The organism is Nevskia soli (assembly GCF_903970205.1).
Classification (GTDB): Bacteria; Acidobacteriota; Terriglobia; order Bryobacterales; family Bryobacteraceae; genus Bog-113.
Window position 1 is genome coordinate 1 of record NZ_CAJCHS010000185.1, and the last position, 21,812, is coordinate 21,812.

Here is a 21,812-nt window from a genome sequence, read left to right on the forward strand (position 1 = left end):
CAAAGATGTTTGAATGGAGAGTGAGGAAGTGCTACAGGAAGTAAATCGGTTGAAAGGGGGCCCTCGTTCTAAGTTCACCGTGCCGGAGTCGGAACTGCCGATGTTCGGATACTGAATCCTGATGACGTCAGGTTCATGGGCATTATGTTTCTGGCTTGACTGCGGCCGGCAAGACCCATTTCTTGTCCGGCGAAAGATATGAATCATGAGCCATGCCACGCTCCTGAACCGCGGAATAGACCTCGCGAAGATCGGAGCGCGCTTGAACAGGGCGGGAACAAACTCACGGGTGTCCTGGTTTCTGAAGCGGTCCTCTCGATTGTTCCGGCGGCAACCTTTCAAAGTTTGCGCGGACACTGAAAGTTGTACTTCGCGAGTGTGCTACACTCAGCGGCCATACATATGGCCTCCAGCGACCGTGACTTAGGGATGCATCGGCCTATAAGGCGGCGCGATTTCCTCAACGGCGCCGCAATCGCGACCGGAGCGCTTTTTGCCGGCGCTTCCCTGCGTCGGGCGCTTGCGGAATCCCTTGAGCCGGAGTCGATGCCCGACTACTACCCGCCCGTGCTCACCGGCATGCGCGGCGACCACGACGATATTTATGCGACGCCACACGCCATCCGCGATCATAGGTTCTGGCAGACTGCCGGAACGCCTACCGACATAGGCGAGAGTTACGACCTGGTGATTGTCGGCGGAGGAATCAGTGGTTTGGCCGCGGCGCACTTCTACCGTAAAGCGACGGGCCCAAGTACGCGCATCCTGATATTGGAGAATCATGATGATTTCGGCGGACACGCCAAGCGTAATGAGTTCCATCAGACGGGCCGCATGTTGCTGGGCTACGGCGGAACCTTCGCAATCGAGAGCCCATCGCCGTACAGTAGTGTAGCCCGGGAATTAATCGACGAGTTGGGTATCGATGTTCCTTCCTTTCGGCGCGCGATCGATCGCAATCTTTATCCGTCGATGGGACTAAGTCCGGCGGTCTTCTTTGACAAGGAGACGTTTGGCGGCGATGTATTAGTGACGGAACCCTCTCCTGACTCCTACGACGAATCGGCCAAGAAACCTACCACGGAGGAGCGATGGGCTATCTTTTTGGCGCGGGCCCCGTTAGCGGATCAAGCAAAGCAAGATCTGCGCCGTCTCTACACCGAGCCGAAGGACTACATGCCCGGATTGTCTTCCGGCGCCAAGAAAGCGCTCCTGGCGCGGATGAGCTATGCGAAGTATCTAACCGATGTGGCGGGATGTCATTCAGATGTGGTTAAGTACTTACAAGCCAGGCCCTATTCATGGTTCGGTCTGGGCATCGATGCCGTATCGGCGCAGGACGCGTGGGGATTAGAATACCCAGGCTTCAAAGGCCTGAAGCTAGAAGCGGCGCCCGGGCCGGGACAGAATCGCGATACCATTCGTAGCGAGGAAGCCGAAGAATACTTCTACCATTTCCCTGACGGCAACTCGTCAATAGCGCGCCTCCTGGTGCAGCGATTGCTTCCAGACGCGGTGCCGGCCAAGAACGCGACGGATATCATCCTTGCGCGGACGCGTTTCGCCGCACTCGATCGAAAGGAGAACAACACTCGCATCCGACTGAACAGCACCGTGGTTCGAGTAGCTCACGATGGCGATGCGAACACGGCGCGGAGCGTTAGTATCGCGTACACCCGTCGCGGTCAACTCCAAAGCGTACGCGCGAAGAACTGTGTTCTCGCCTGCTGGCACGTGATGATTCCGTATATCTGCACCGAACTGCCGTCCACGCAAAAGACCGCTCTCTCTTTTGCAGTCAAGGTACCGCTGGTCTACACCAATGTGCTCATCAAGAACTGGCGGTCGTTCGAGAAGCTTGGCGTCAGCAGTATCTACGCGCCTGGGTCATTCCATAGCGAGATGAGTCTTGACATGCCTGTGAGTCTTGGCGGCTATAAGTGTTCCCGCGATCCGTCAGATTCGATCGTAGTTCATATGCAGCGCGTCCCGACTCATCCCGGGCTGCCATCGCGGGATCAGCACCGTGCCGGACGGCTCGACTTATATAACACGACGTTTGAAACCTTCGAGAGAAAAATTCGCGATCAGATGGCGAGGACCCTGGGCGCCGGCGGGTTCGATCCGGGCCGGGACATCGCGGCGATCACGGTAAATCGCTGGCCGCATGGCTACGCATACGAGTACAACTCACTCTGGGACGCGTTTTGGCTGAACGGCGGAGAACAACCTTGCGTGGCGGCCCGCCAGCCGTTTGGCCGCATCACCATCGCGAACTCCGATGCGGGCGCATACGCCTATACAGACGGCGCGATCGACCAGGCGCATCGTGCGGTTACGGAACTTCTAAGTCGAACTTAAGAGATTACGCAATTGCCGCAGGGGTTGCGATCTTCACTGGCAGCGTTCCCTGGACACAGGAAAGTGCGGATTCGATCACATCCAGAGCTTCGTCCATCTGTTCATTCGTGATCACCAGCGGCATCAACAGGCGGATGACATTACTATAAGTGCCGGCAGTTACAAGGATGACTCCGTTCTCATAGCAGTAGCGCGTGATCTGCTTAGTCGCTTCAGCGTCGGGCTGGCGGGAGTTGCCGGCCTTAACGATTTCCAACGCTTGCATGGCGCCAATACCCCGAACATCTCCGACGATGGCCGTTTGTTTCTGCCATTCTTTGGCCCGTCTTCGAAACTGGTCACCCAGCAGGATCGCCCGTTCGTTGAGTTGATTCTCTTCAATGGAAGCGATCGCGGCGAGCGCAGCTTCGCAAGACAACGGATTGCCGCCGAACGTGCCGCCCAGCGCGCCCGGCGCGGTGTAGTCCATGAGATGCGCTTTGCCTGTAACAGCGGCAATAGGAAGCCCCCCGCCAAGACTTTTTGCACTTAGGATCAGATCCGGCTCCACTCCATAGTGTTCGCAGGCGAAGAAGCTTCCGGTTCGGCCAAATCCGGTTTGTACTTCATCGGCGATGAGCACGATGCCGTGCCGGTCACAGATGTCCCGGATGATGCCCAGCCACTCCGGCGGGGGGTTGATAAACCCACCTTCCCCCAAGACCGGCTCCGCGATGATAGCCGCGACGGATTCCGCTGCCACCACGCGCTTGAACGTATCTTCGAGCCGAGTAGCGCAATGCACCCCGCAGCTCGGATAAGTCAAGTTATACGAACATCGATAACAGTACGCATAGGGAACCCGGTAAATATCCGATACGAAAGGTTCGAAGCCTGCTTTATACGGATGCGTCTTGCTGGTTAGCGAGAGCGCGAGCTGTGTGCGGCCGTGAAATCCGTCCTCAAAGCAAATGACTGCCGGACGCCGGGTGTATGCGCGCGCAATCTTGACGGCATTCTCGACAGCCTCGGCGCCGGTATTCAACAGGATTGTCTTTTTGGGTGAAGCGCCCGGCGCCAGGCGGTTCAGTTTTTCGGCAAGCGAGACGTAGCTTTCGTACGGCGTAACCATGAAGCAGGTGTGAAGGAACCGGTCGACCTGCGCGTGCAGGGCTTCTGTTACCCGAGCGTCCCGATGACCAACATTCAGACAACCGATCCCGCCGGCCAAGTCCAAAAAAGTATTGCCGTCGACATCTTCGATACAAGCGCCTTCCGTCCGTTGAACGTAGATAGAGGTTAACTGCGCTACGCCCCGAGGTACCGCCGCGGCTTCACGCTTCGACAGCGCCACTGATTGCGGACCCGGTATGTTCGTTTTCAGGCGAATGGATTTCATCAGTACCACCCGATAGGTTGTTCACTTAAGTTGATGTGCACCTGTTTGGTTTCCAGATATTCTTCAATGCCCCACGGCCCTAACTCGCGGCCGAAGCCCGATTGCTTGTATCCGCCCCAGGGAGCCTCGACATAAGTGGGCTGCATATGGTTCACCCACACCACACCGGCGCGTACCGCTTTGACCACGCGCAGCGCGCGGAAGATATCGCGCGACCATACCGCGGCGGCCAGTCCATAAGGCGTATCGTTCGCGATCCGAATGGCTTCGCTCTCGCCATCGAACGGGATTACGGCGGCCACCGGGCCGAAGATTTCCTCGCGCGCGATTTGCGCACGGTTGTCGACATCCGCGAAGATAGTCGGCTCCACGTAGAAGCCCTTCGCCGCGGATTCAAACCGGCCTCCACCCGCCACTAGCTTTGCCTCGCCCTTGCCAATCTCCTGATAACTGCGAACGCGATCATACTGTTCTCGGCTGACCAATGGACCCATCTTTGTTTCACGGTCGAGCGGGGGCCCGAGTTTGATCGTCTTCGCCTTCGCGGCCATCGCTTCAACGAACTTACTGTAAATCGAGCGCTCCACCAGAATCCGGCTACCGGCCGAGCAGACTTCACCTTGATTGATGAAGATGCCGAAGAGGGCGCCGTCTACGGCCGCCTCGAAGTCCGAATCCGCGAAGAAGATATTCGGTGACTTTCCGCCAAGTTCCAACGTGACGCGTTTAATTGACTCCGCGGCGCTCCTAAGAATGAGTTTGCCGACAGCGGCGCTGCCGGTGAAGGCAACTTTGTCGACATCGGGGTGAGCTACCAGGGGCGCGCCCGCTGTTTCGCCAAATCCAGTGACTATGTTGATGACGCCTTTTGGAAAACCGATCTCTTCGAAGCTTTTGGCCAGTTCGAGAATAGTTAGCGGCGTTTGTTCGGCCGGCTTGAGTACGCAACAGCACCCCGCGGCTAGGGCCGGCGCTAACTTCCAGGCTGCCATTGCAAGCGGATAATTCCAGGGAATAATCTGCCCGGTAACTCCCACCGGTTCGCGTAGCGACAAGCTGAGCGCGTTGTCCGGCACCGGGTTCACATGGCCTAGAACCTTGGTTGCCATGCCACCGTAGTACTCGAAACAGGTGGCTGTGTCGCTAACATCGAACTCCGCTTCCGTGATGGGCTTACCACTGTTGCGCGACTCCAATTCCGACAGCTGAGCGGATTGCTGCCGTATGTAATCCGCCAGTTTGAAGAGCAGACGTCCCCGATGCTGCGCGGTTGCTTGCGGCCAATCGCCGCCGTCGAAAGCTTGGCGCGCGGCCTTTACGGCTAACTCAACATCCGTGGCATTGCCGTCAGGCACTTCCGCAATCGTATCTTCCGTTGAAGGGTCGAACACCGGGAACCAACTGTTTCCAGTGCTCTCTACAAACTCGCCGTTGATATACATCGGAACGCGATACATTCTATTGGCACCAGACCGTTTTCATGTTGACAAATTCCCGTATGCCGGCGGCGCTTAGTTCGCGGCCGTATCCAGAGCGCTTGATTCCGCCGAAAGGTAAACGCGGGTCGGACGCAACGGGGCAGTTAATGAACACCTGCCCGGCCTCGATACCATCGACGAAGAACGCGATTTCGCCAGGATCGTTAGTCCAAACGCTCGCACCCAGCCCGAACGGCGAATCATTGGCGACCTCCAGAGCTTCGGCGGCATCACGCGCTCTGAAAAGCATCGCTACCGGGCCAAAGAACTCCTCGTAAAAGATAGGCGAACTGCGCGGCACATCCGCCAAAACCGTAGGTCGATAATAGTTGCCCGGTCCTGGAATACAGGTTCCGCCGGTACGTAACTTAGCGCCGTCTTTCCGGGCCCGACTCACCTGATCGTCTAACTCGGAGCGAATCCTGGCGGTGGCAAGCGGGCCGACTTGTGTATCTGGACGCATTGGATCGCCGACGACCAGCGCAGCCATAGCCTGAACGAACTCCATTTCAAACTCGTCATAGACGGAGTGCGCCACGATAAAGCGTTTCGCGGCGATACAGGATTGGCCGTTATTGATGGTGCGCGCGTTCACCGCGGCTAATACGGCTGCTTTAAGATTAGTCGAGGGAAGCACGATAAATGGATCGCTGCCGCCTAACTCCAGAACCGTCTTCTTGATGTGGTGTCCGGCGCGGCTGGCCACGGCTTGTCCCGCCGACTCACTCCCTGTCAAAGTCGCGGCGGCGATTCGCCGATCGCCCAGAAGTTCGCCTACCGCGCCGGATTCGATCAGTAGAGTCTGAAATACACCCGAATGGAATCCTGCGCGCGTAAGTATGTCTTCGATCGCGAGGGCGCATTGCGGCACATTCGACGCATGCTTTAAGAGCGCTACATTGCCGGCCATGAGTGCAGGCGCCGCAAAGCGGAATACTTGCCAGAACGGAAAGTTCCACGGCATAATAGCCAAAATAGCCCCTAAGGGTTGATAGCGGATAAAGCTACGCGCCGCATTGGTCGCAATAACTTCGTCGGCTAATTGACTTGCGCCGTGCTCAGCATAGTAGCGGCATCCGGTCGCGCACTTTTTGGCTTCCGCCACTGCAGATACGAACGTCTTGCCCATCTCGGCCGTCATGATTGCCCCGAAACGATCGCTTTCCGCTTCGAGGATCTGCGCGGCTCGATTGAGACACTCCGCCCGCCGCGCGAAGGACGTCTTCCTATGGACTCTGAAGGCATCTTCCGCAAAATGAAGCTTCTCCTCAAGTTCCCGCGCGGAGAGCGGAGGAAACGAGGCAAAGGTTTCTCCAGTAGCCGGATTAACGGACGCGATGGGCATCGGACTAAGCTTTAGCGGCAAGCGCCGGGACAGCAGCACGGCGGCTCGAGTAAAACCAGAATAGCCCGGCGGCCACTCCTAGAACGGCCACGCAGCTGGCTAGCATCTTGACCTCGAAGCGCAGTACAGAATCGACTTGATGCGAGGGAATGAAGGCTACAATCAATCCGAGCGCGGTCGTCAGCATCCCACTTACCGCGGCGAAGCGAATGCGCCATTTGTGCGGTGACGATGCCCCCCGAGGTCCGAACGCGACACGAAACAGCGAGGCGTATACGTAGGAGTAGGAAATCATCTGCAGTACGACTGCCAAGTCAATCAGCGTGACATAAGCTTCTTTAACGGTGCTACTCCCCGCAAAGCTCATCAGGATGAGACAGGACGACAAGGTTGCGATTGCGCAGAGCGCTATATAAGGAGTTTGACGCCTGGGATGAAGCTTTCCGAATACTTGAGGTAGGTACCGGTCAATACCGGATACAAAGAGAATGCGTGCCGATCCGCTCAGCCACGCCGACGTGGCGCCGATTACGGAAATAGCGACGAGGAGGGCAAGAGGTAACAGGATCCAACTGGTTCCCAACCGGTCCGTCATCTTATCGACGCCCTGCAATACTCCTTGAAGCACCTTCATGTCCGACTGTGCCACGGCGAGTAGCAATGCTAGAGTAGCGCCTAGATATTGCAAAGCGGACAGAGTTCCCCCGTAGAACACGCCTCTGGGAACACTGCGGCGCGGATTCTCGATTTCGTCGCCCATTACACACCCGAGTTCAAGCCCTACTAAACCGAAGCAAATCACGCCAAAGGTAGAAAATGCGTTCAGGTCCAACCGGTTCAAGCGGAATGCGGCCGCGGGCAGACTTACGCCGAAGCGCCCGACGCAAACGGCCCCGAGGACAATCAGCACCACCGCCGCTGCTAACGTCCCCAGGCCGCCGATGTTATTGACCCACTTACCGACGCCCACATTCTGGATGTTGGCAAAGGCGGTTAGCCAGAGAAGTCCGATGGTAACGGATCCAAAGAACAGCGGGTTCTCCGCCAACCGGCCGAGCGCCGGACCTCCGATGTACGCAAACAACCCTAGAAGGTAAAATAAGAGCGACGGGATGAAGAACATATTCGCGGTCCAGTAACACCAGCCGCATAGGAACCCGTGAAGGTCGCCGTACATATGCTTGGTCCACGCATAAACACCGCCCTCTTCGGGAAACTGACGCGACAGCTCGATAACGCCGATGCCCTGAGGCAGGAAGAAAAATAAGATCGCAACGAGCCAGAGCCACATCACAGTAGGCCCGCCAGCCGCGATGACTGGAACTATGTTCAGATTCGCGATTGCGACCACGGAGAGCCACGTCAGATCCCATACGCCCAGCGCTCGCTTCAGATGCGGAACGGATAAGTCGCCTGCCGTGGTCGTCGCCATGGTCTTACGCTTACGAAAGTGAGTGCGAGCCCACCGCCATACGCTCCTCTTGAGAGGCTGCCAATGCTGGAGCGATTTCCGCGAAGACTTGGAGGTGTTCGTCAATATCCTGCGCGGTATGCTGGACCGAGATGGTCCATTGCTCATCCCACCAATACGGTTGCGATAGGATGCCGCGGTTCGTCATGGCAAACCAATAGTGCGTCCATAGATCTTCATCCACGTGATACCAGTCGCGGTAATTCCGCACGCGGTGCGGATAGAACATCAAAGCTCCATTTGCGCCGGCTCCATCCGCGTATGCGATCAAACCGGCCTTCTTGATGGTCTTCTGGTAGCCTCCGACTAACTTGTGGTTGAGGCCGCTCACATAGTCAAAAGCTTCACGAGTCAGTACTTCGTTAAATGTCGCGATGCCGGCTGCCATTACGGTTGGATTCGTGTTGTAAGTTCCGGCGTGGAACATTTTCTGTTGAACGATGACGTCCATAACCTCGCGGCTCGCGGCGAATGCAGCTAGCGGAAGACCGCCGCCAATGGACTTACCCAGGCAGAGGATATCGGGCTTTAGATTGAAGTATTCACAGGCGCCGCCATAGGCAAGTTTTCCGCCTGTTTTGATTTCGTCGAGGATAAGCAACGCGCCATGCTTCCGCGCGATGTCATGCAACCCTTGCAGATAACCCTCGTCAGGCATGCAGAAGGCGATGTTCATCATGATCGGCTCCACGATGACGCCTGCAATCGCGCCGGGATTCTCTTCGAAAAGCCGCTCGACGGCAGGCAGATTATTAAAGGGCGCAACCAGGGTGGCGTCACTCGTGCCGCGGAGTACTCCGGCGCTCGATACTACCGGAGTCGGATGGTCGGGATCGCCAAATTGTCCTTCTTTCGGCTTGACGCTTACCGACACCGCGTCATGTCCGCCGTGATAGCCGCCTTCCATCTTGATGATCTTGGAACGCCCCGTTACAGCGCGCGCGAGGCGCAGCGCGTGCATCGTTACTTCCGAGCCGCTATTGCCGAACCGAACCATCTCGACCGGAAAACGCTGGCAGATGATCTCGGCTAACTCCAGTTCGAGGCCGTGAGGCATACCGAAGAGCGTTCCGATTTGCAGACGCTTCTCGACCGCCTTCACAACGGCGGGGTGACAGTGACCGGCGAAAAGGGCTCCGTAGCAAAGATTGTGATCGACATACTCATTTCCATCCAAGTCGTGAATCCGGCTGCCCTTTGCGTCCTGGACAAACAACGGATAGGGCGGATAGAAGCGGTAGTTGCTGCCTACGCCGATCGGTACTCGCACGCTTGCGCGCGCGTGTGCATCGCGTGACTTAGGCGTACGCTTTTCGTAGGTTTCTAGCTCGTTTTTGAGTGCTGCGTACATGACCTGATTTCCTTTGTAGAATCCGAAAGCGTTGATAAGTATATTTAGAGCACGACCGGGAGTTCCGGCGCCAGCGCAGGCGATCGCGCGATCCAAATCGTAGACCAGGCGAACCCGCCGAGCAGCGCCCCCGCATAGATATAGGGCAGGTACAAGTACGGTCCGGCGGGGGCGGGATAAAGGCTGCCCAGCAGTGCCACTCCCATCGCGAGAATAGCCAAAGCGGATATGCCGATCGCCTGCGGAGTCAGGCGGCCGAGCGAACGCAAGTAAAGCGGAGCGGCGGCCGAGACCATAATATACGCGGTAACAAAGCCAAAGGTCGCGACGGTTCCAATAAGTCCATAGATATCGAACAAGTTGACGCCTCGCAATGTCATGACGGCTGCCGGAACAAAAGCAGCTGCGGAACTCAGCAGTACCGCGCGATGCGGGGTTTGATTTTCGGCATGCGCCTCGCCCAGTGTAGAGTGTAAGGCGCCATTGACGCCCATCAGGAACAGCAGGCGCGCAGCGGCGGTGATACAAGCCAGGAAGCACGAGAAAAAGCTCAGCACGGCGCCTAAGTCGGTGAGCGTCCCCACCCACGTCGGAAGTCCCGCCTTCTGTGCGAGCACGTGCAAAGGCGCTAAACTCTTGTCGAGAGTCACTGGATCACCTCGAAAGCCCAATACTTCCGCATAAGTGCAAAGGAAGAAGAATACACCCGCCAGTATCGCGCTCCACTTAACCGCGCGCGGGATGCTGATCAACGGATCTCGTGCCTCGGAGCCTAGCGAAGTCGCGCTTTCGAAGCCCACGGAACTGAAAATCGCAAGCACCAGTCCAAGCCGAAGGCGCTGCGGAGTTACACCTTGCAACGTGAGTTGCCCCATATCAAGGCGCCAGCCGTGTTTGACGATGATTAGGCAGGCAATCACAGATATCAGCGCGACCGAAGCTCCTTCCAGCCAGAGCATAAGGCGCGCCGAGACTTGGACGTCGCGATAGGCAAGGTAGCACGCGAATACCGTGACCAAAGCGGCCAAGAGGACCGGAAAAGCTTGCACGCCGAAGAGATCGCGAAGCATCGCGTTAGCATAATTGGCGACGCCGGCGCTGACCGCCGCGGCCGTGCCCACATAGGCGATCAGGAGAGCCCAGCCGGCCAGAACGCCCCACCTCGGGTGCATATGATCGGCGATATAGGTGTAAAGAGAGCCGGGCGACGATGAAACCCTCGCAAACTGGTTCACGTTGAGCGCCACCAGCAGAACGCCGATCGTCGAAATCACAAAAGCGATTGCAGCCCCCTGTCCGGCCAGCCCGAAAACCAGCGGAATGGTCATCACCGGAGCGCCGGTGGGAGCAATAAGAGCTACTGATTGAGCTAAAGTCTCACTCGGGGTCAGTGAACCGGTTTTTAGCCCATAAGAGACGGGAATTGGAAACTCTGGCGCGGACGGGGCGGCTTGGTTTACCAACCTAACCGAAGTATTGCCCAGTTCCATCCGTTTATACTAACATCAGATTAAACGCTCTGGCGGCTGATTTTTTGGCCTTCGGCTTTAGTTCGCTTCGGCCAGGTCCCTGCCGATTTTCAGCTCAGTTGCTGGGTAGATCAAACCACTCACTTTTACGAACCACCTCAAGAGGAGGGTCGGCGACGTGCCTATTCAAGACGTGCCCATTCAATCGGAAGTGCAGCGCGAGATAGAGGAGCGCGCGGCGGCTCCGCACATAGGTTCCACGCATCCGCTCGATCCATTAACTGCGATTGAGTTGAAGGATGCGGTGCGCATACTGGCTCGTGAAGGATACCTTGGCAAGAGTGTCCGGATTGTCTCGATTAACCTGGTTGAACCCTCGAAAGCCTCGGTCGAAGAATACCAACCCGGCGCGCCCTTCGAACGGAAAGCGCTGGCTGTACTCCTCGATCGGGCCCGGCGCGCCTCGAGCGAGGCGATCGTTGATCTGATCGGCAGGTCTGTGCCGTCGGTCACGCCGCTTCCAAGCGACGTGCAGCCGTCAATCATGCTTGATGAGTTCAGTGAGGTGGAGCAGGCGGTCCATCGATCGCCGCTTTTCCAGGCAGCGCTGCAAAAGCGCGGAGTAACGGACGCCGATCTGGTAATGGTGGAACCTTGGTCGGCGGGGCTGTACGGCACCGAGTTGACGGAAGATCAGGGTCTACGAAGAATGCGGGCGCTGTGCTTTGTAAGGTCCGAACCCAAAGACAACGGCTACGCGCGACCTGTCGACAGCATGGTGATTGTGATCGATCTATACAAGATGGATGTGGTGCGCATTGAGGAGTACCCGATCGTGCCGCTGCCTCCGGAGCCCGGTAATTGGGCCCGCGAATACATTCCTAACATGCGGAACGATCTCAAGCCCGTCGAGATTGTGCAGCCGGAGGGCCCCAGTTTCAAGGTCGAAGGTAACCAGGTAGAGTGGCAGAAGTGGAAGTTTCGCGTCGGATTCACTTCTAGAGAAGGGTTGGTGCTGCACACCATCACTTATAAGGACGGCGCGGTTGAGCGGTCCATTTTGTACCGTGCGTCGATATGCGAGATGGTCGTTCCCTACGGCGATCCGGGCGAGCAGTATTACCGCAAGAATGCGTTTGATATTGGCGAATACGGCTTGGGCATGCTGGCGAACTCTCTCGCTCTAGGCTGCGATTGTCTCGGCTTCATTCATTACTTCGATTTTCCGCTGGTGGACAGCCACGGCGAAGTGACACCGCTGAAAAACGCTGTGTGCCTGCATGAAGAGGACTTCGGCATCCTATGGAAGCACACCGACTGGCGCACCGGTCAATCGGAAGTACGCAGGTCGCGCCGCTTGTCGGTTTCTTTTATCGCCACCGTAGGGAATTACGAATACGGATTCTATTGGTACTTCTATCAGGATGGATCCATTCAGTGCGAGATTAAGTTGACGGGGATTATGAACACAACTGCGCTGGCGCCCGGCGAAACTTCACTCTACGGTACCGAAGTAGCTCCGCGATTAAATGCACCATTCCATCAGCACATTTTTGCAGCCCGCCTGATACCAAGCGTGGACGGTCCCAACAATTCCGTGGTCGAAGTGAATAGTCTTGGCGTACCGACGGGCGCGACGAACCCCCACGGCAATGCTTTCGTGGCCGAAGAAACGCTCCTGACAACGGAGAAACAGGCGCAGCGGCATGTAAATTCAGCTACCGCGCGTTTCTGGCGGGTGGTGAATCCGGGTAAGAAGAATCGGCTGGGACGCCCGGTTGGGTATCGATTAGTTCCGGGAGAAAACTGCCCGCCGCTAGTACAACCGGACGCTCCGATCATGCGCCGCGCGGGATTCACATCCAAGCAACTCTGGGTAACTCCCTACCATCCCCGGGAGCGGTTCGCGGCCGGGGAATATCCGAACCAGCATCCGACGGGAGATGGTCTGCCGGTTTGGACTAAGGCGAATCGGAACGTTGAGGATACGGAGATCGCGTTGTGGTATGTGTTCGGACACAACCACGTGCCGCGCCCCGAAGATTGGCCGGTGATGCCGGTAGCAATGCTTGGCTTCCAATTCCGTCCGGACGGCTTCTTTGAGCGCAATCCGGCGATGGATGTGCCTCCGCCCGCGGCCGCATCGAATTGCTGCCACTAAGCTTGTTAACTAATCCGTTGACTACCCTATGAAACGACTACTTACGCTGCTGGCGTGGTTCGCGACCGCCGCCGGCGCGGGCACACTCTACCTTCCCGCCTACCCGGCTTCCGTTCTGGTATTCGATGAGGCTAAGGGCCAGATCGTGGACCGCATCCCTTTAGAAACCGGGACACCGATGTCTATGCGGTTGGCCCCGGATCACAAGAAGATTTACGTGACCACCATCGATCACAACGGCATTGAAGTGATTGACGTCGCGACGCGCAAGGTGATCAACCATTTCTATTTGAACTCTCCAACCAAGCAGTATCGGTTCCGCGGTGGCGCCGTGGACCCGGAAGGCAAGTTCTTCTATACAGTCACCCGCGAGATCGACCGACTTCCCGAACACTTCGAAGTCGCCAAAGCTAAGTACACCGTGATCGATCTCGAACAAAAGAAGATCGTTAAGACGGCGGATATGTCTGCTGAGGACGAACGGACGAACCGGCTTTCGTTCGAGGTTTCGCCCGATGGCAAGTATCTATATCAGTTCGGTCCTAAGATCACGATCCTTCAGACCGCCGATTTCAAGGTAGTCGACCAACTCGACCTAGCGGAGCCGGATTTCGGCGCCATGGGAAATGTCCATCTCGGAGGCGACCTGGATCTGATCTCACAACCCGGCTTACATACTTCACTCTTCACGTCGTCCGATCCGATTGTCCACAATCGGGTGTTCGGGCTGGCTCGCCTGGATTTGACGACGAGGCAAGTGACTTATAACCCGATCGGCCCTGCACCGGCCGGCATGGCCGGCCTTCAGGTTACGCCCGACAAGAAGTTTGCGTACACCGTCGTCGCGAACGGAGCCGGTGGAAATAAGCGCTGCGAATTCTGGAAGTTCGATTTGACGAGCGATCGGTTGACCCAAAAGGCCGAGGTCTCCTGCCGGACGCGCTTTAGTTTCGGGATGTCCAGCAACGGCGAGAAGCTCTATATTTACGGGGCGGGTTTTGAAATCGAGGTCTACGACACAGCCACGCTCAAGCTGGATAAGACGTGGGACCTTCAGAACGACATCACTTATGGGGGGATTGCCGTTCTTCCTTAGTCTTAACTCTGTTCTGACCGATCGTAGAGTATCCGGCCGCCGACAATCGTCATATCGACCTTCAAACTCTTAAGCTTCTCTGCCGGTATGTTGAGTGGATCTTCCGGCAGCACTATCATATCGGCCAGCTTTCCGGTCTCGAGCGTGCCCTTGATCTTCTCCTCCCGCGTCAGGAAAGCTCCGATACGGGTGTACATCGTGATCGCGTCTCTCATGCTCACCGCTTCGCCCGGACCGTAAACCACGCCGCTTTCACCTTTCCGAGTTACCGCGGCGTATAACCCGATCATAGGTCCGATCGGGAGGTTATCGCTCCCGAACGCCATGTAAATTCCGCGCTTCACCGGCGTGGCAATCGAGTTATTCCTAGCCAGGCGCTCGCCCTCCAGCGTCTCCACGTAGCGGCCCTCAAGCGTGTAGGTAAAGTTCGGCTGCTGCGCGATTAGGATCTTATCATCCGCCATCATTTTCAGTGTCCTCTCCGGCGGAAGAACCGTAAAGTGGCACAGATAGTGACGGTGGTCATTACGCGGATAGTCATGCAGCACAGTATCGAGCGCATCTACGGTCATGGCGATCGCCGCGTCACCAATCGCGTGAATACCGAATTGCCAGCCCAGTTTGTGTCCCTCTTCTATGTTGGTACGCATCTGCTCCGGGGTGAAGAATGCGCGCCCGCGGAAGCCCGGTTGACCTTTGTAGTCTACCAGCGACCAAGCCGTCGGACCGGTGAATCCTCCGTCGGCGAACATCTCGCCGATCGATCCGACGCGCAGCCGCTCGTTTCCATCGCCGGTTTTTTTCCCGAATTCCTTGAGTAGCGCGGCGCCTTTTTTGGCTTCTCCAGCGGGCGAGGGGTAATTTACTTGTATCGATGCGCGCGGTAGCTCCTCGCCGTGGTTACGGTAGAGCAGTTCCCACTCCGCGTAGGAGCCGGCGACATTAGGTTCAACCAATGAGCCGGCCTCAATCACGCTGGTTATGCCAAGTTTGAGCTGCTCGCGCACGTTACTTAGCAGACTCTCGCGCACGTCTTGCGGTTGGTCTGCGGGAACCATGCGGGTGTAGAGATCGGAGCGCTCGCGAATGACTCCGTTAGGTTCGCCGCTACTATCCTTTTCGATAATTCCGCGCTCCGGATCAGGCGTAGCTTTGTTGATATCCGCCAACTCTAATGCCTTACTGTTCCCGACCGAGCTGTGGCCGCCGGCGCGTGTAAGTACGACGGGATTATTGGGCGCCGCGGCGTCCAGATCCGAGCGCACGGGTTTCCGCTGCTCGGCAAAATGATATTCGTTCCAGTCGCCGCCCGTGATCCATTCTCCGGGACCGAGTTCCTTAGCCTTCTCGTGAACCTGGTGCTGGAGTTCGGCGATAGATTTCGTTTCGCGAAAATCCACATAACGTTGGGAATGACCGGCCAGATGAATATGCGTATCCATAAATCCCGGAAGCACCGTGCGGCCGCCGAGGTCGATCATCCGAGCAGCCGCATAGCGATTGCGCAGCTCATTTCCCCCTACCGCCAGGATTCGACCCTGCCGGATCGCGATTGCCTCGCGAATCGAGAACGCGTCATTTACAGTGACAACTTTGCCGTTGAACAGAAGCAGGTCGGCAGCCTCGCCCTGCTTTTGAGCTCGCAAAAGTCTGCCGTGGCTTACTGTAAGTGCGCCTGCCGCCTGAAGAAAATGGCGCCGCGACCAATCCATTGATTCACCTCGACGTCTTCTACTAACATTACAGTAAGCGTAAGCGAATGAAAATTGCAATCATAGATAGCGGTATCCATCCGGGCCATGCGCACGTGGGCCGCATCGCCGGTTCGGTTGGAATCTCCCTTTCCGGCGAAAACGATGATGCAATAGACCGGCTGGGGCACGGTACGGCCGTTGCGGGAGCTATTCGCGAGAAGGCGCCGGACGCCGAGCTATACGCCATCAAGGTGTTTGACCGTAAGCTAAGCGCGAACATCGGCGTGATTCTGCGGGCGCTGAACTGGTGCCGCGAGCATCGAATGGATCTCGTGAACCTAAGCCTGGGAACACAGAATCCAGCGCACCGCGACCGGTTTCAGACCGTTCTGGGGGACGATCTGGTATTAGTGAGCGCCGCCGGCGCTTTGCCCGGAAGCCTGCCCAGGGTAATCGGCGTAGCTTCCGATCCCGCATGTGATCGCAATGCTTTTCACTATCGTGAAGGCGTGTTCTATGCTTCTCCTTATCCCCGCCCGATTCCCGGCGTTCCCGTTGACCGCAATCTCCGTGGAACTAGCTTCGCCGTGGCAAATATGACAGGTCTCGTAGCCGCGGCGCTTAAAGGCAACTCACCGTCTGTAATCAGGGACTACCTGATTGGTCACGCTGGTAACAAATCCAGCCGACTTGCTTAAACGCTTCCATTGTCTTCGTAGAGCCCGGTTCCAATACATCAGCAGTCCCGTTACGGCTAGCAGCGGAATGGCCAGCCCGGTAACTGCCCAAATGATCTTGATAGGCAATCCCCAGTAAGTTCCAAAATGCAAGGGAACCTGCGCCCAGATGATCCAATCTCCAAGGGTTTGGTTCACTCCGTAGCGCCATGTAGAAATATATGCGCCGCTGTACGGATTGAAGTAAACGGTATCAACATATTCGCGGCCGACACTGTTGCCTCTACGCATGAGAATGCCGAGAGGCGCTCGCGGACCATAAGGGAAAGCCACTCCACCTAGCGTGGCGCCCCGGTCGATTGAGCACGCTCGCTGAACAAACGACCGAAGTGTAGGTTCCTCGCCATCAACCTCACGTGCGATCCGAATTGCCGGAGGACGCGCGCTGATGATCGGCGAAACCGAGTTCACCGCTAGAAAGAACTGCCGCGGCCATGCGAAGTAGATACCGCTCAAAGCCCAAAAGGAGACGATCAGAATGGTCCAGAATCCCGCGGCGCTGTGCAGATCGAAGTTAACCCGCCTCCAGCTTCTACGAAAATCTACCTTCAACGCTCGCTTCCAATTACGTAGGCCCGGCCACCAGATCACGATTCCGGTAACGTTCAGCAGCAGCAGGAAGATGGCCCCGACGCCGTTTAACTTGCGGCCTACGCGGCCTGCCAACAAGGTCTCGTGAAGATCCTGAACGACATCCAGCCAAGTCGCTTGCCTTGGGAATTCGCCAAGAACTCTTCCGTCATTTGGATCCGATGCGACTTTGATTCGCCCGCGTCCTTCAAGAACGGAAACGAAAGTAGCATCGATTTCTCCCGGTAAGTCGACTGAAACGACATGGCTGCCGGGATATGCGGCTTCCAGGTTCGCGACAACGTTCGCGACATCGGCAAGCGGCCCGTTGGTTCGCATTTCCTGCCAGGGTTTCAAACCAGAAACCCGCTCTAACTCGTGACGGAATACCAGGATAGATCCGCTGACTCCGATCGCAATAAGATAGAGTGTCAGGATGATCCCGGCCCAAAGGTGTATCTGAAAGTTAATGCGGCGCACGGCAAGCTGCTGGGGCCGCTGTAAGTAACGCTGGAGAAAGCTCACTCGGTTACTGGCGTGAGAAGAACTGCCTGGAACGTATGGATTGCCCGCCATGCAGCGTTTCCGCTTCACTGATCAGCTTCTTGCCATCGGGCGAAACCGTGAGTTTGCCGGAACTGTCGGGCCGGTGCGGCGACTTCAAAACCAGCTTGTACTGTAGCGGACCTCCGGGCGTCATCTGGATAGTGCCGACCTTATCTCCTTGGCCGTTTTTTACGTCCGCTTCGAGCCCGTCTAACTTGAGCGTATAAGTCATCGCGACGAAGTAGACGTTGTTGACCGGCACCGAGAACGCAAACACCAGCTTATCGCCCGACTGCGATACTTTCAAGGTGAGCGGCTCGGGATTGGTATCTTTGCCGTCGATCTCCTGGCGGTCGAGATGCCACGTCCCCAGCAGCGGTTCGGCTCCCCACACGGGGAGTATCGCTGCCTGGATCACGATGAAGGCTGCACATACCAGAGCTCGTTTCATCCAGTCATATTCGAGTCTACTACCAGAACGGCGCCGCTAGAAAGTAACGCGTCCGGTCAACTGGATTTGCCGCGGCCCGGAGCCTTCCGCACTCTGCATCGCTGTAATCTGCCCGAATGCCGGAACTCCCACGGTCAGGTTGCTTGGAGGAGCATAGTTTGGGTGATTGAAAGCATTGGACACCTGCATTCCAATCACTGCTCGAACGCGTTCGGTGAATGAAACCCGCTTCAGCAGCGAGAGAGAAACGGCCTGCGTACCAGGGCCGACGACATCCCCCGACGTCGCGTCGCCGAACCGGCCGATAGCAGTGGTAACGCCGTTAGCAAGTGTCTGGCAGGCGGTCGCGCAAGGATCGGCAAAGGCCGCGGGGTTGATCCACTGGTTGATCGTTTGGCCGGCGTAAGGACTTACTCCCGCGACCGTGTCTGCGCGCCCGCCATTGCCGGACAAGGCGCCATATAAGTTGTAGCCCGTGCCGGACGGATCGCTAAGTACGGCTACTGACAGAAACGGCCCGCTTTGGAATAGCGCCACGCCGCTTAGTTCCCAGCCTCCGACAACCTTATCTACCAGGCCGTTGTTATTCAGGAAAGTCCTGCCTTTCCCGAACGGAAGCTCATATAAAAACGTCGCCAGAACACGGTTGCGCCGGCCATACGGCACATTACCGTAATCCAGACCCGGATGATACGGATCGCTCAAGGTATTTCCAAACTCGTTCGCATACCCGGCGGCGCTCGCAATCGGCGCTCCATTGACGTTGGACAGGTCTTTCGTGAACGAGTAACTGACCTCGAACTGCAGGTTAGTAGAGCGCTTATGAACGGATATCGTTCCGGCATTGTAGTTGGAGAAACCGAGATTATTTGACGTAGCGATATAAGCCAGGATAGGGAACGGAATGGCCGCCTGCGTCGACGGATCGTTAAAGCCCGCGCTATTGACTGGAGGTTGATTGGCGTTGGTGATCGTCGGCAGGTTGTAGCCGTGATTGCCGTCGTAGGATGCGCGCACTCCCACGCCTTTTCCTAAGTCACGTTCCAAGGTAAGGTTCCATTCCTCGACAATCGGATCCTTGTAGTGAATTTCCGCAGCCAAGTCAAAGAATTGCGTACCCGGCTGGGCGATGTCGGACGGGAATGAGTAGGGCATTGAATAAATCGGAGCGCCGCTGTTTCCGAAGGAATTGGAGAAGAATCCAACATCGCTGGACCCAACCGACCAACCGTCGATCGCAGTGCCGCTTAGCAAAGACTCGATAAACCTCCCGTAGCCCCCGCGGAGTACCGTTTTGTTGCTGCCGCCGATCCGCCAGGCAAAGCCGATGCGCGGTGCAAAATCCCTAAGCGAGGAGTCCCGGAGCCGGCTCGAAACACCCGCCGCCGCCGCGGTAATCAGGGGAATCGGAGCGATCGACTGCACGAAGCCGGGATTGACATTTGCGAACGCCGCCTGATTAGGAAGGATTACGCCTCCTTTCACGACTTGGCCGTCGATCGTGCTGCTGTAGTAAGGGTCGAAATTCACAACGTTGTCGTTCCAATCCTTGAACGCGGGATGATACTCCCAACGCAAGCCATAGTTGAGGGTGAGCGACTGGGAAACTTTATAGTCGTCTTGCGCGAAGGCCGAATAGGAGCTCGAATAGGCATCCGTATTTGGGTTAATCACGTCGGCGATGGCGGTAAGATCCGGGTAGCCGAGCAGGAATGAAGCAATTGGCGTGGCCGCGCCATTGCCGAGGTATCCGCTAAGCACCGATCCATCGAAAGTGTAATTACCCATGGTGTAATTGTTAAATACCTGGGTATTGAGGCTGCTGAGATAGCGCCAGTCAAAACCGAATTTAAATGTATGTTTCTGCTTTGTCCAGGTCAAGCTATCGACAGCTTGATAGGTACCTTCATGCGGATTCAGGTCGTTGGACGAGGCCTGGTATCCCATGAAACCCGTGATGAAGATCGCAGGCGCGTCGTCGCCCGCCGGGAGGGCCCCCGGCAAGGCTCCCGGACCGCTGGTCAGCCCTAGTGCGCTCGCCGCCTGCTGCGAGGTCACGCCGTCCGTTACGTTGCGGGAAACCACGCTGAAGCCCCCGCGTAACTCGTTCACCAGGTTCGGCGAGATCACCCAGTTATACGAAGTTGCCAGGGAATGATAGATCTCCGGCCTGGAGACTCCTCCGAGAAGCGGCGTGCTGGTGTCGCCGAAACCATCTCCTTGCGCGGTCGTGATCCGCCGGTTCTTATAGGTGTACCGGACGAAGATCATATGGTTAGGACCGAGGTTCTGATCGATGCGAATGTCTTCCTGAGCGCTGTTGATCGGAATGGCATAGGTTGCCAGGTAGTTGTTCGATATCGCGCCCGCCGGGCCGAAGTTAGGCAATGGATACAGAAAGTCCAGCAGTTTCTGCGAATAAGGATTCAACTGGCTGGCCGGAATCATATTGTTCGGATATATACTCAATTGGTTGGCGGAACCGCCCAAGCTAGGATCAAGATATGCGGAGAGGTCGCCATTGCGCATGGCCGCGGTGGGAACGCTCAGGACCGCAGTCTCCGATTTCGGCAATCGAAGGACTTCAAAGCTTCCGAAGAAAAATGTTTTGTTGCGGCCGTTGTAGAGTTTTGGGAAGATTACCGGTCCGCCGAGAAAGACCCCGAAATTGTTCAATTTCACCGGTGTCTGCAGGTGGCTGAAGGTATCGCTGGCGTTGAAATCCGTGTTCTGAACGTTCTCGAACAAGCCGCCATGAAACTCATTCGTGCCGGACTTTGAAATCGTCGTTATATCCGCCACTCCCCCGAATTCGGCAGGATTCAAGACCTCGCTGATCTTGATTTCTTCGATCGCGTTGAAGGACGGGAAAAGTTCGGCCAACGCGCCCAAGGTCCCTGGTCCCACGGAGCTAATCCCGTCGATAGTAACTGAGAGTTGCGAAGGTCCCGCGCCCGCCACTTCAATGTTATTGTCGTTGTCTATCTGCACGCCGGGCTGCGCAGTTAGGGTGGAGAAGGCGCTTGTCGACCCGGCGGAACGTGTACCGATGGCTACCGGTAAGTCGTTTAACTCCAGGCTTCCTTTAGTCTCGGACACGTTAGAAGCGTCGGTCTGGACTACTGAGACGGCCTCCACAGTGACGGAAGTCGCCTGGGAAGCAACTTTCAAACCCACGTCGATACGGACGGTGTCCCGGGCGGCCACATCAAACGCCTCATATTCCGTCTTTTGAAACCCGGGCGCCTCAACGCTAAGCCGGTAATTTCCGATTTCAACATTGACGAACTCATAGGCTCCATTCGGATCAGTGGTTGCCCAGTGTCCGGCGTTCGTCCCTGTGTTTACCAAGCCCACTTTCGCCATGGCGATCAAGCTGCCCGACGGATCCTTCACGTTGCCGAGTACGGTACCGAAAGTGGACTGTGCCGCGGCTGTTCGGCACAAGCCTAATAGCGCGACCATTAGCAGCGCCGGACGAATCAGCTTCGACCAGCGTCGACCGGGCGAGTCGAGGAAAATCGGGTACATCGGCCAACCTGCGGAGGGCATCAGATTCTCTCCTTTTGGATTTCGAGCGGTCGCGGTTCTCCTAACCCGAAGCCGCAAAGCGAAAAGACTTAGAGCAACGTAGATCTGGGTTTTCGTGGACCTTATGCCGGGTTTATACGGCCGCTCGTCGGAGAGCTCCAGCGAACTTCATC

General features: G+C 56.8%; 14 protein-coding genes. 4 read left to right on the top strand and 10 right to left on the bottom strand.

Translation table 11 applies throughout. The features are described 5' to 3' along the window. Nucleotides 1-402: 402 nt before the first annotated feature. The gene (locus tag H1Y01_RS08305) at nucleotides 403-2,361 is read left to right on the top strand and encodes an NAD(P)-binding protein (protein ID WP_180539974.1); all 1,959 of its coding nucleotides are present in this window, start codon (nucleotides 403-405) and stop codon (nucleotides 2,359-2,361) included. A gap of 4 nt (nucleotides 2,362-2,365) precedes the next feature. On the opposite strand, the gene gabT is transcribed toward H1Y01_RS08305, so the two are convergent. The 6 genes from gabT to H1Y01_RS08335 form a co-directional block, all read right to left on the bottom strand. After that, nucleotides 2,366-3,739: a 4-aminobutyrate--2-oxoglutarate transaminase gene (gene gabT, locus H1Y01_RS08310; protein WP_180539975.1), complete on the bottom strand. Its 1,374-nt coding sequence runs from the start codon at nucleotides 3,737-3,739 to the stop codon at nucleotides 2,366-2,368. Continuing rightward, nucleotides 3,739-5,196: an aldehyde dehydrogenase family protein gene (locus tag H1Y01_RS08315; protein ID WP_219341387.1), complete on the bottom strand. Its 1,458-nt coding sequence runs from the start codon at nucleotides 5,194-5,196 to the stop codon at nucleotides 3,739-3,741. Before H1Y01_RS08315 ends, gabT begins: the two co-directional genes overlap by 1 nt. Before the next feature lies 1 nt (nucleotide 5,197). Further along, nucleotides 5,198-6,562 carry an NAD-dependent succinate-semialdehyde dehydrogenase gene (locus H1Y01_RS08320; protein WP_180539976.1) on the bottom strand — a complete coding sequence of 455 codons (1,365 nt, stop codon included), beginning with the start codon at nucleotides 6,560-6,562 and terminating at the stop codon, nucleotides 5,198-5,200. Between the two features lie 4 nt (nucleotides 6,563-6,566). Beyond that, nucleotides 6,567-7,994 (bottom strand): APC family permease, encoded by a 1,428-nt coding sequence (locus H1Y01_RS08325; RefSeq protein WP_180539977.1) that lies wholly within the window; start codon nucleotides 7,992-7,994, stop codon nucleotides 6,567-6,569. A gap of 10 nt (nucleotides 7,995-8,004) precedes the next feature. Continuing rightward, nucleotides 8,005-9,303, bottom strand: a complete 1,299-nt coding sequence (locus H1Y01_RS08330) for an aspartate aminotransferase family protein (protein WP_180539978.1) — start codon at nucleotides 9,301-9,303, stop codon at nucleotides 8,005-8,007. A 125-nt stretch (nucleotides 9,304-9,428) separates the two neighbouring features. After that, nucleotides 9,429-10,847, bottom strand: a complete 1,419-nt coding sequence (locus H1Y01_RS08335) for an APC family permease (RefSeq protein WP_437179955.1) — start codon at nucleotides 10,845-10,847, stop codon at nucleotides 9,429-9,431. A gap of 184 nt (nucleotides 10,848-11,031) precedes the next feature. On the opposite strand from H1Y01_RS08335, the gene H1Y01_RS08340 reads away from it, so the two are divergent. Beyond that, the gene (locus H1Y01_RS08340; RefSeq protein ID WP_219341388.1) at nucleotides 11,032-13,014 is read left to right on the top strand and encodes a primary-amine oxidase; all 1,983 of its coding nucleotides are present in this window, start codon (nucleotides 11,032-11,034) and stop codon (nucleotides 13,012-13,014) included. Between the two features lie 28 nt (nucleotides 13,015-13,042). Next, nucleotides 13,043-14,110, top strand: coding sequence for a hypothetical protein (locus H1Y01_RS08345; RefSeq protein ID WP_180539980.1), 1,068 nt, complete (start codon nucleotides 13,043-13,045; stop codon nucleotides 14,108-14,110). Between the two features lie 2 nt (nucleotides 14,111-14,112). Here the strand turns inward: H1Y01_RS08345 and H1Y01_RS08350 are convergent, their stop codons facing one another. Beyond that, complete coding sequence (locus tag H1Y01_RS08350; protein WP_180539981.1) at nucleotides 14,113-15,822, bottom strand: amidohydrolase; 1,710 nt, start codon at nucleotides 15,820-15,822, stop codon at nucleotides 14,113-14,115. Nucleotides 15,823-15,869: 47 nt separating this feature from the next. Here H1Y01_RS08350 and H1Y01_RS08355 point away from each other — a divergent pair, with 47 nt between their 5' ends. After that, entirely contained in the window at nucleotides 15,870-16,502 is a 633-nt protein-coding gene (locus tag H1Y01_RS08355; protein WP_180539982.1) for a S8 family serine peptidase, read from the top strand. Here H1Y01_RS08355 and H1Y01_RS08360 read toward each other — a convergent pair. Genes H1Y01_RS08360 through H1Y01_RS08370 form a run of 3 tightly spaced genes read right to left on the bottom strand, consistent with a single transcriptional unit; the run spans nucleotide 16,437 to nucleotide 21,660 of the window. Further along, a complete protein-coding gene (locus H1Y01_RS08360) occupies nucleotides 16,437-17,636 on the bottom strand; it encodes a PepSY-associated TM helix domain-containing protein (RefSeq protein ID WP_180539983.1) in 1,200 nt (399 codons plus the stop codon). The genes H1Y01_RS08355 and H1Y01_RS08360 overlap by 66 nt on opposite strands. Before the next feature lie 4 nt (nucleotides 17,637-17,640). Beyond that, on the bottom strand, nucleotides 17,641-18,108 hold the full coding sequence (locus tag H1Y01_RS08365) for a hypothetical protein (RefSeq protein ID WP_180539984.1): 468 nt from the start codon (nucleotides 18,106-18,108) through the stop codon (nucleotides 17,641-17,643). 36 nt (nucleotides 18,109-18,144) lie between these two features. Beyond that, the gene (locus tag H1Y01_RS08370; RefSeq protein ID WP_180539985.1) at nucleotides 18,145-21,660 is read right to left on the bottom strand and encodes a TonB-dependent receptor; all 3,516 of its coding nucleotides are present in this window, start codon (nucleotides 21,658-21,660) and stop codon (nucleotides 18,145-18,147) included. Nucleotides 21,661-21,812 lie beyond the last annotated feature (152 nt).

Excerpts from the sequence above, each read along its gene's own strand:
- H1Y01_RS08305 (WP_180539974.1), top strand. The coding sequence starts at position 403 with ATGGCCTCCAGCGACCGTGACTTAGGGATGCATCGGCCTATAAGGCGG.
- gabT (WP_180539975.1), bottom strand. The coding sequence starts at position 3,739 with ATGAAATCCATTCGCCTGAAAACGAACATACCGGGTCCGCAATCAGTG.
- H1Y01_RS08315 (WP_219341387.1), bottom strand. The coding sequence starts at position 5,196 with ATGTATCGCGTTCCGATGTATATCAACGGCGAGTTTGTAGAGAGCACT.
- H1Y01_RS08320 (WP_180539976.1), bottom strand. The coding sequence starts at position 6,562 with ATGCCCATCGCGTCCGTTAATCCGGCTACTGGAGAAACCTTTGCCTCG.
- H1Y01_RS08325 (WP_180539977.1), bottom strand. The coding sequence starts at position 7,994 with ATGGCGACGACCACGGCAGGCGACTTATCCGTTCCGCATCTGAAGCGA.
- H1Y01_RS08345 (WP_180539980.1), top strand. The coding sequence starts at position 13,043 with ATGAAACGACTACTTACGCTGCTGGCGTGGTTCGCGACCGCCGCCGGC.
- H1Y01_RS08350 (WP_180539981.1), bottom strand. The coding sequence starts at position 15,822 with ATGGATTGGTCGCGGCGCCATTTTCTTCAGGCGGCAGGCGCACTTACA.
- H1Y01_RS08355 (WP_180539982.1), top strand. The coding sequence starts at position 15,870 with ATGAAAATTGCAATCATAGATAGCGGTATCCATCCGGGCCATGCGCAC.
- H1Y01_RS08365 (WP_180539984.1), bottom strand. The coding sequence starts at position 18,108 with ATGAAACGAGCTCTGGTATGTGCAGCCTTCATCGTGATCCAGGCAGCG.
- H1Y01_RS08370 (WP_180539985.1), bottom strand. The coding sequence starts at position 21,660 with ATGCCCTCCGCAGGTTGGCCGATGTACCCGATTTTCCTCGACTCGCCC.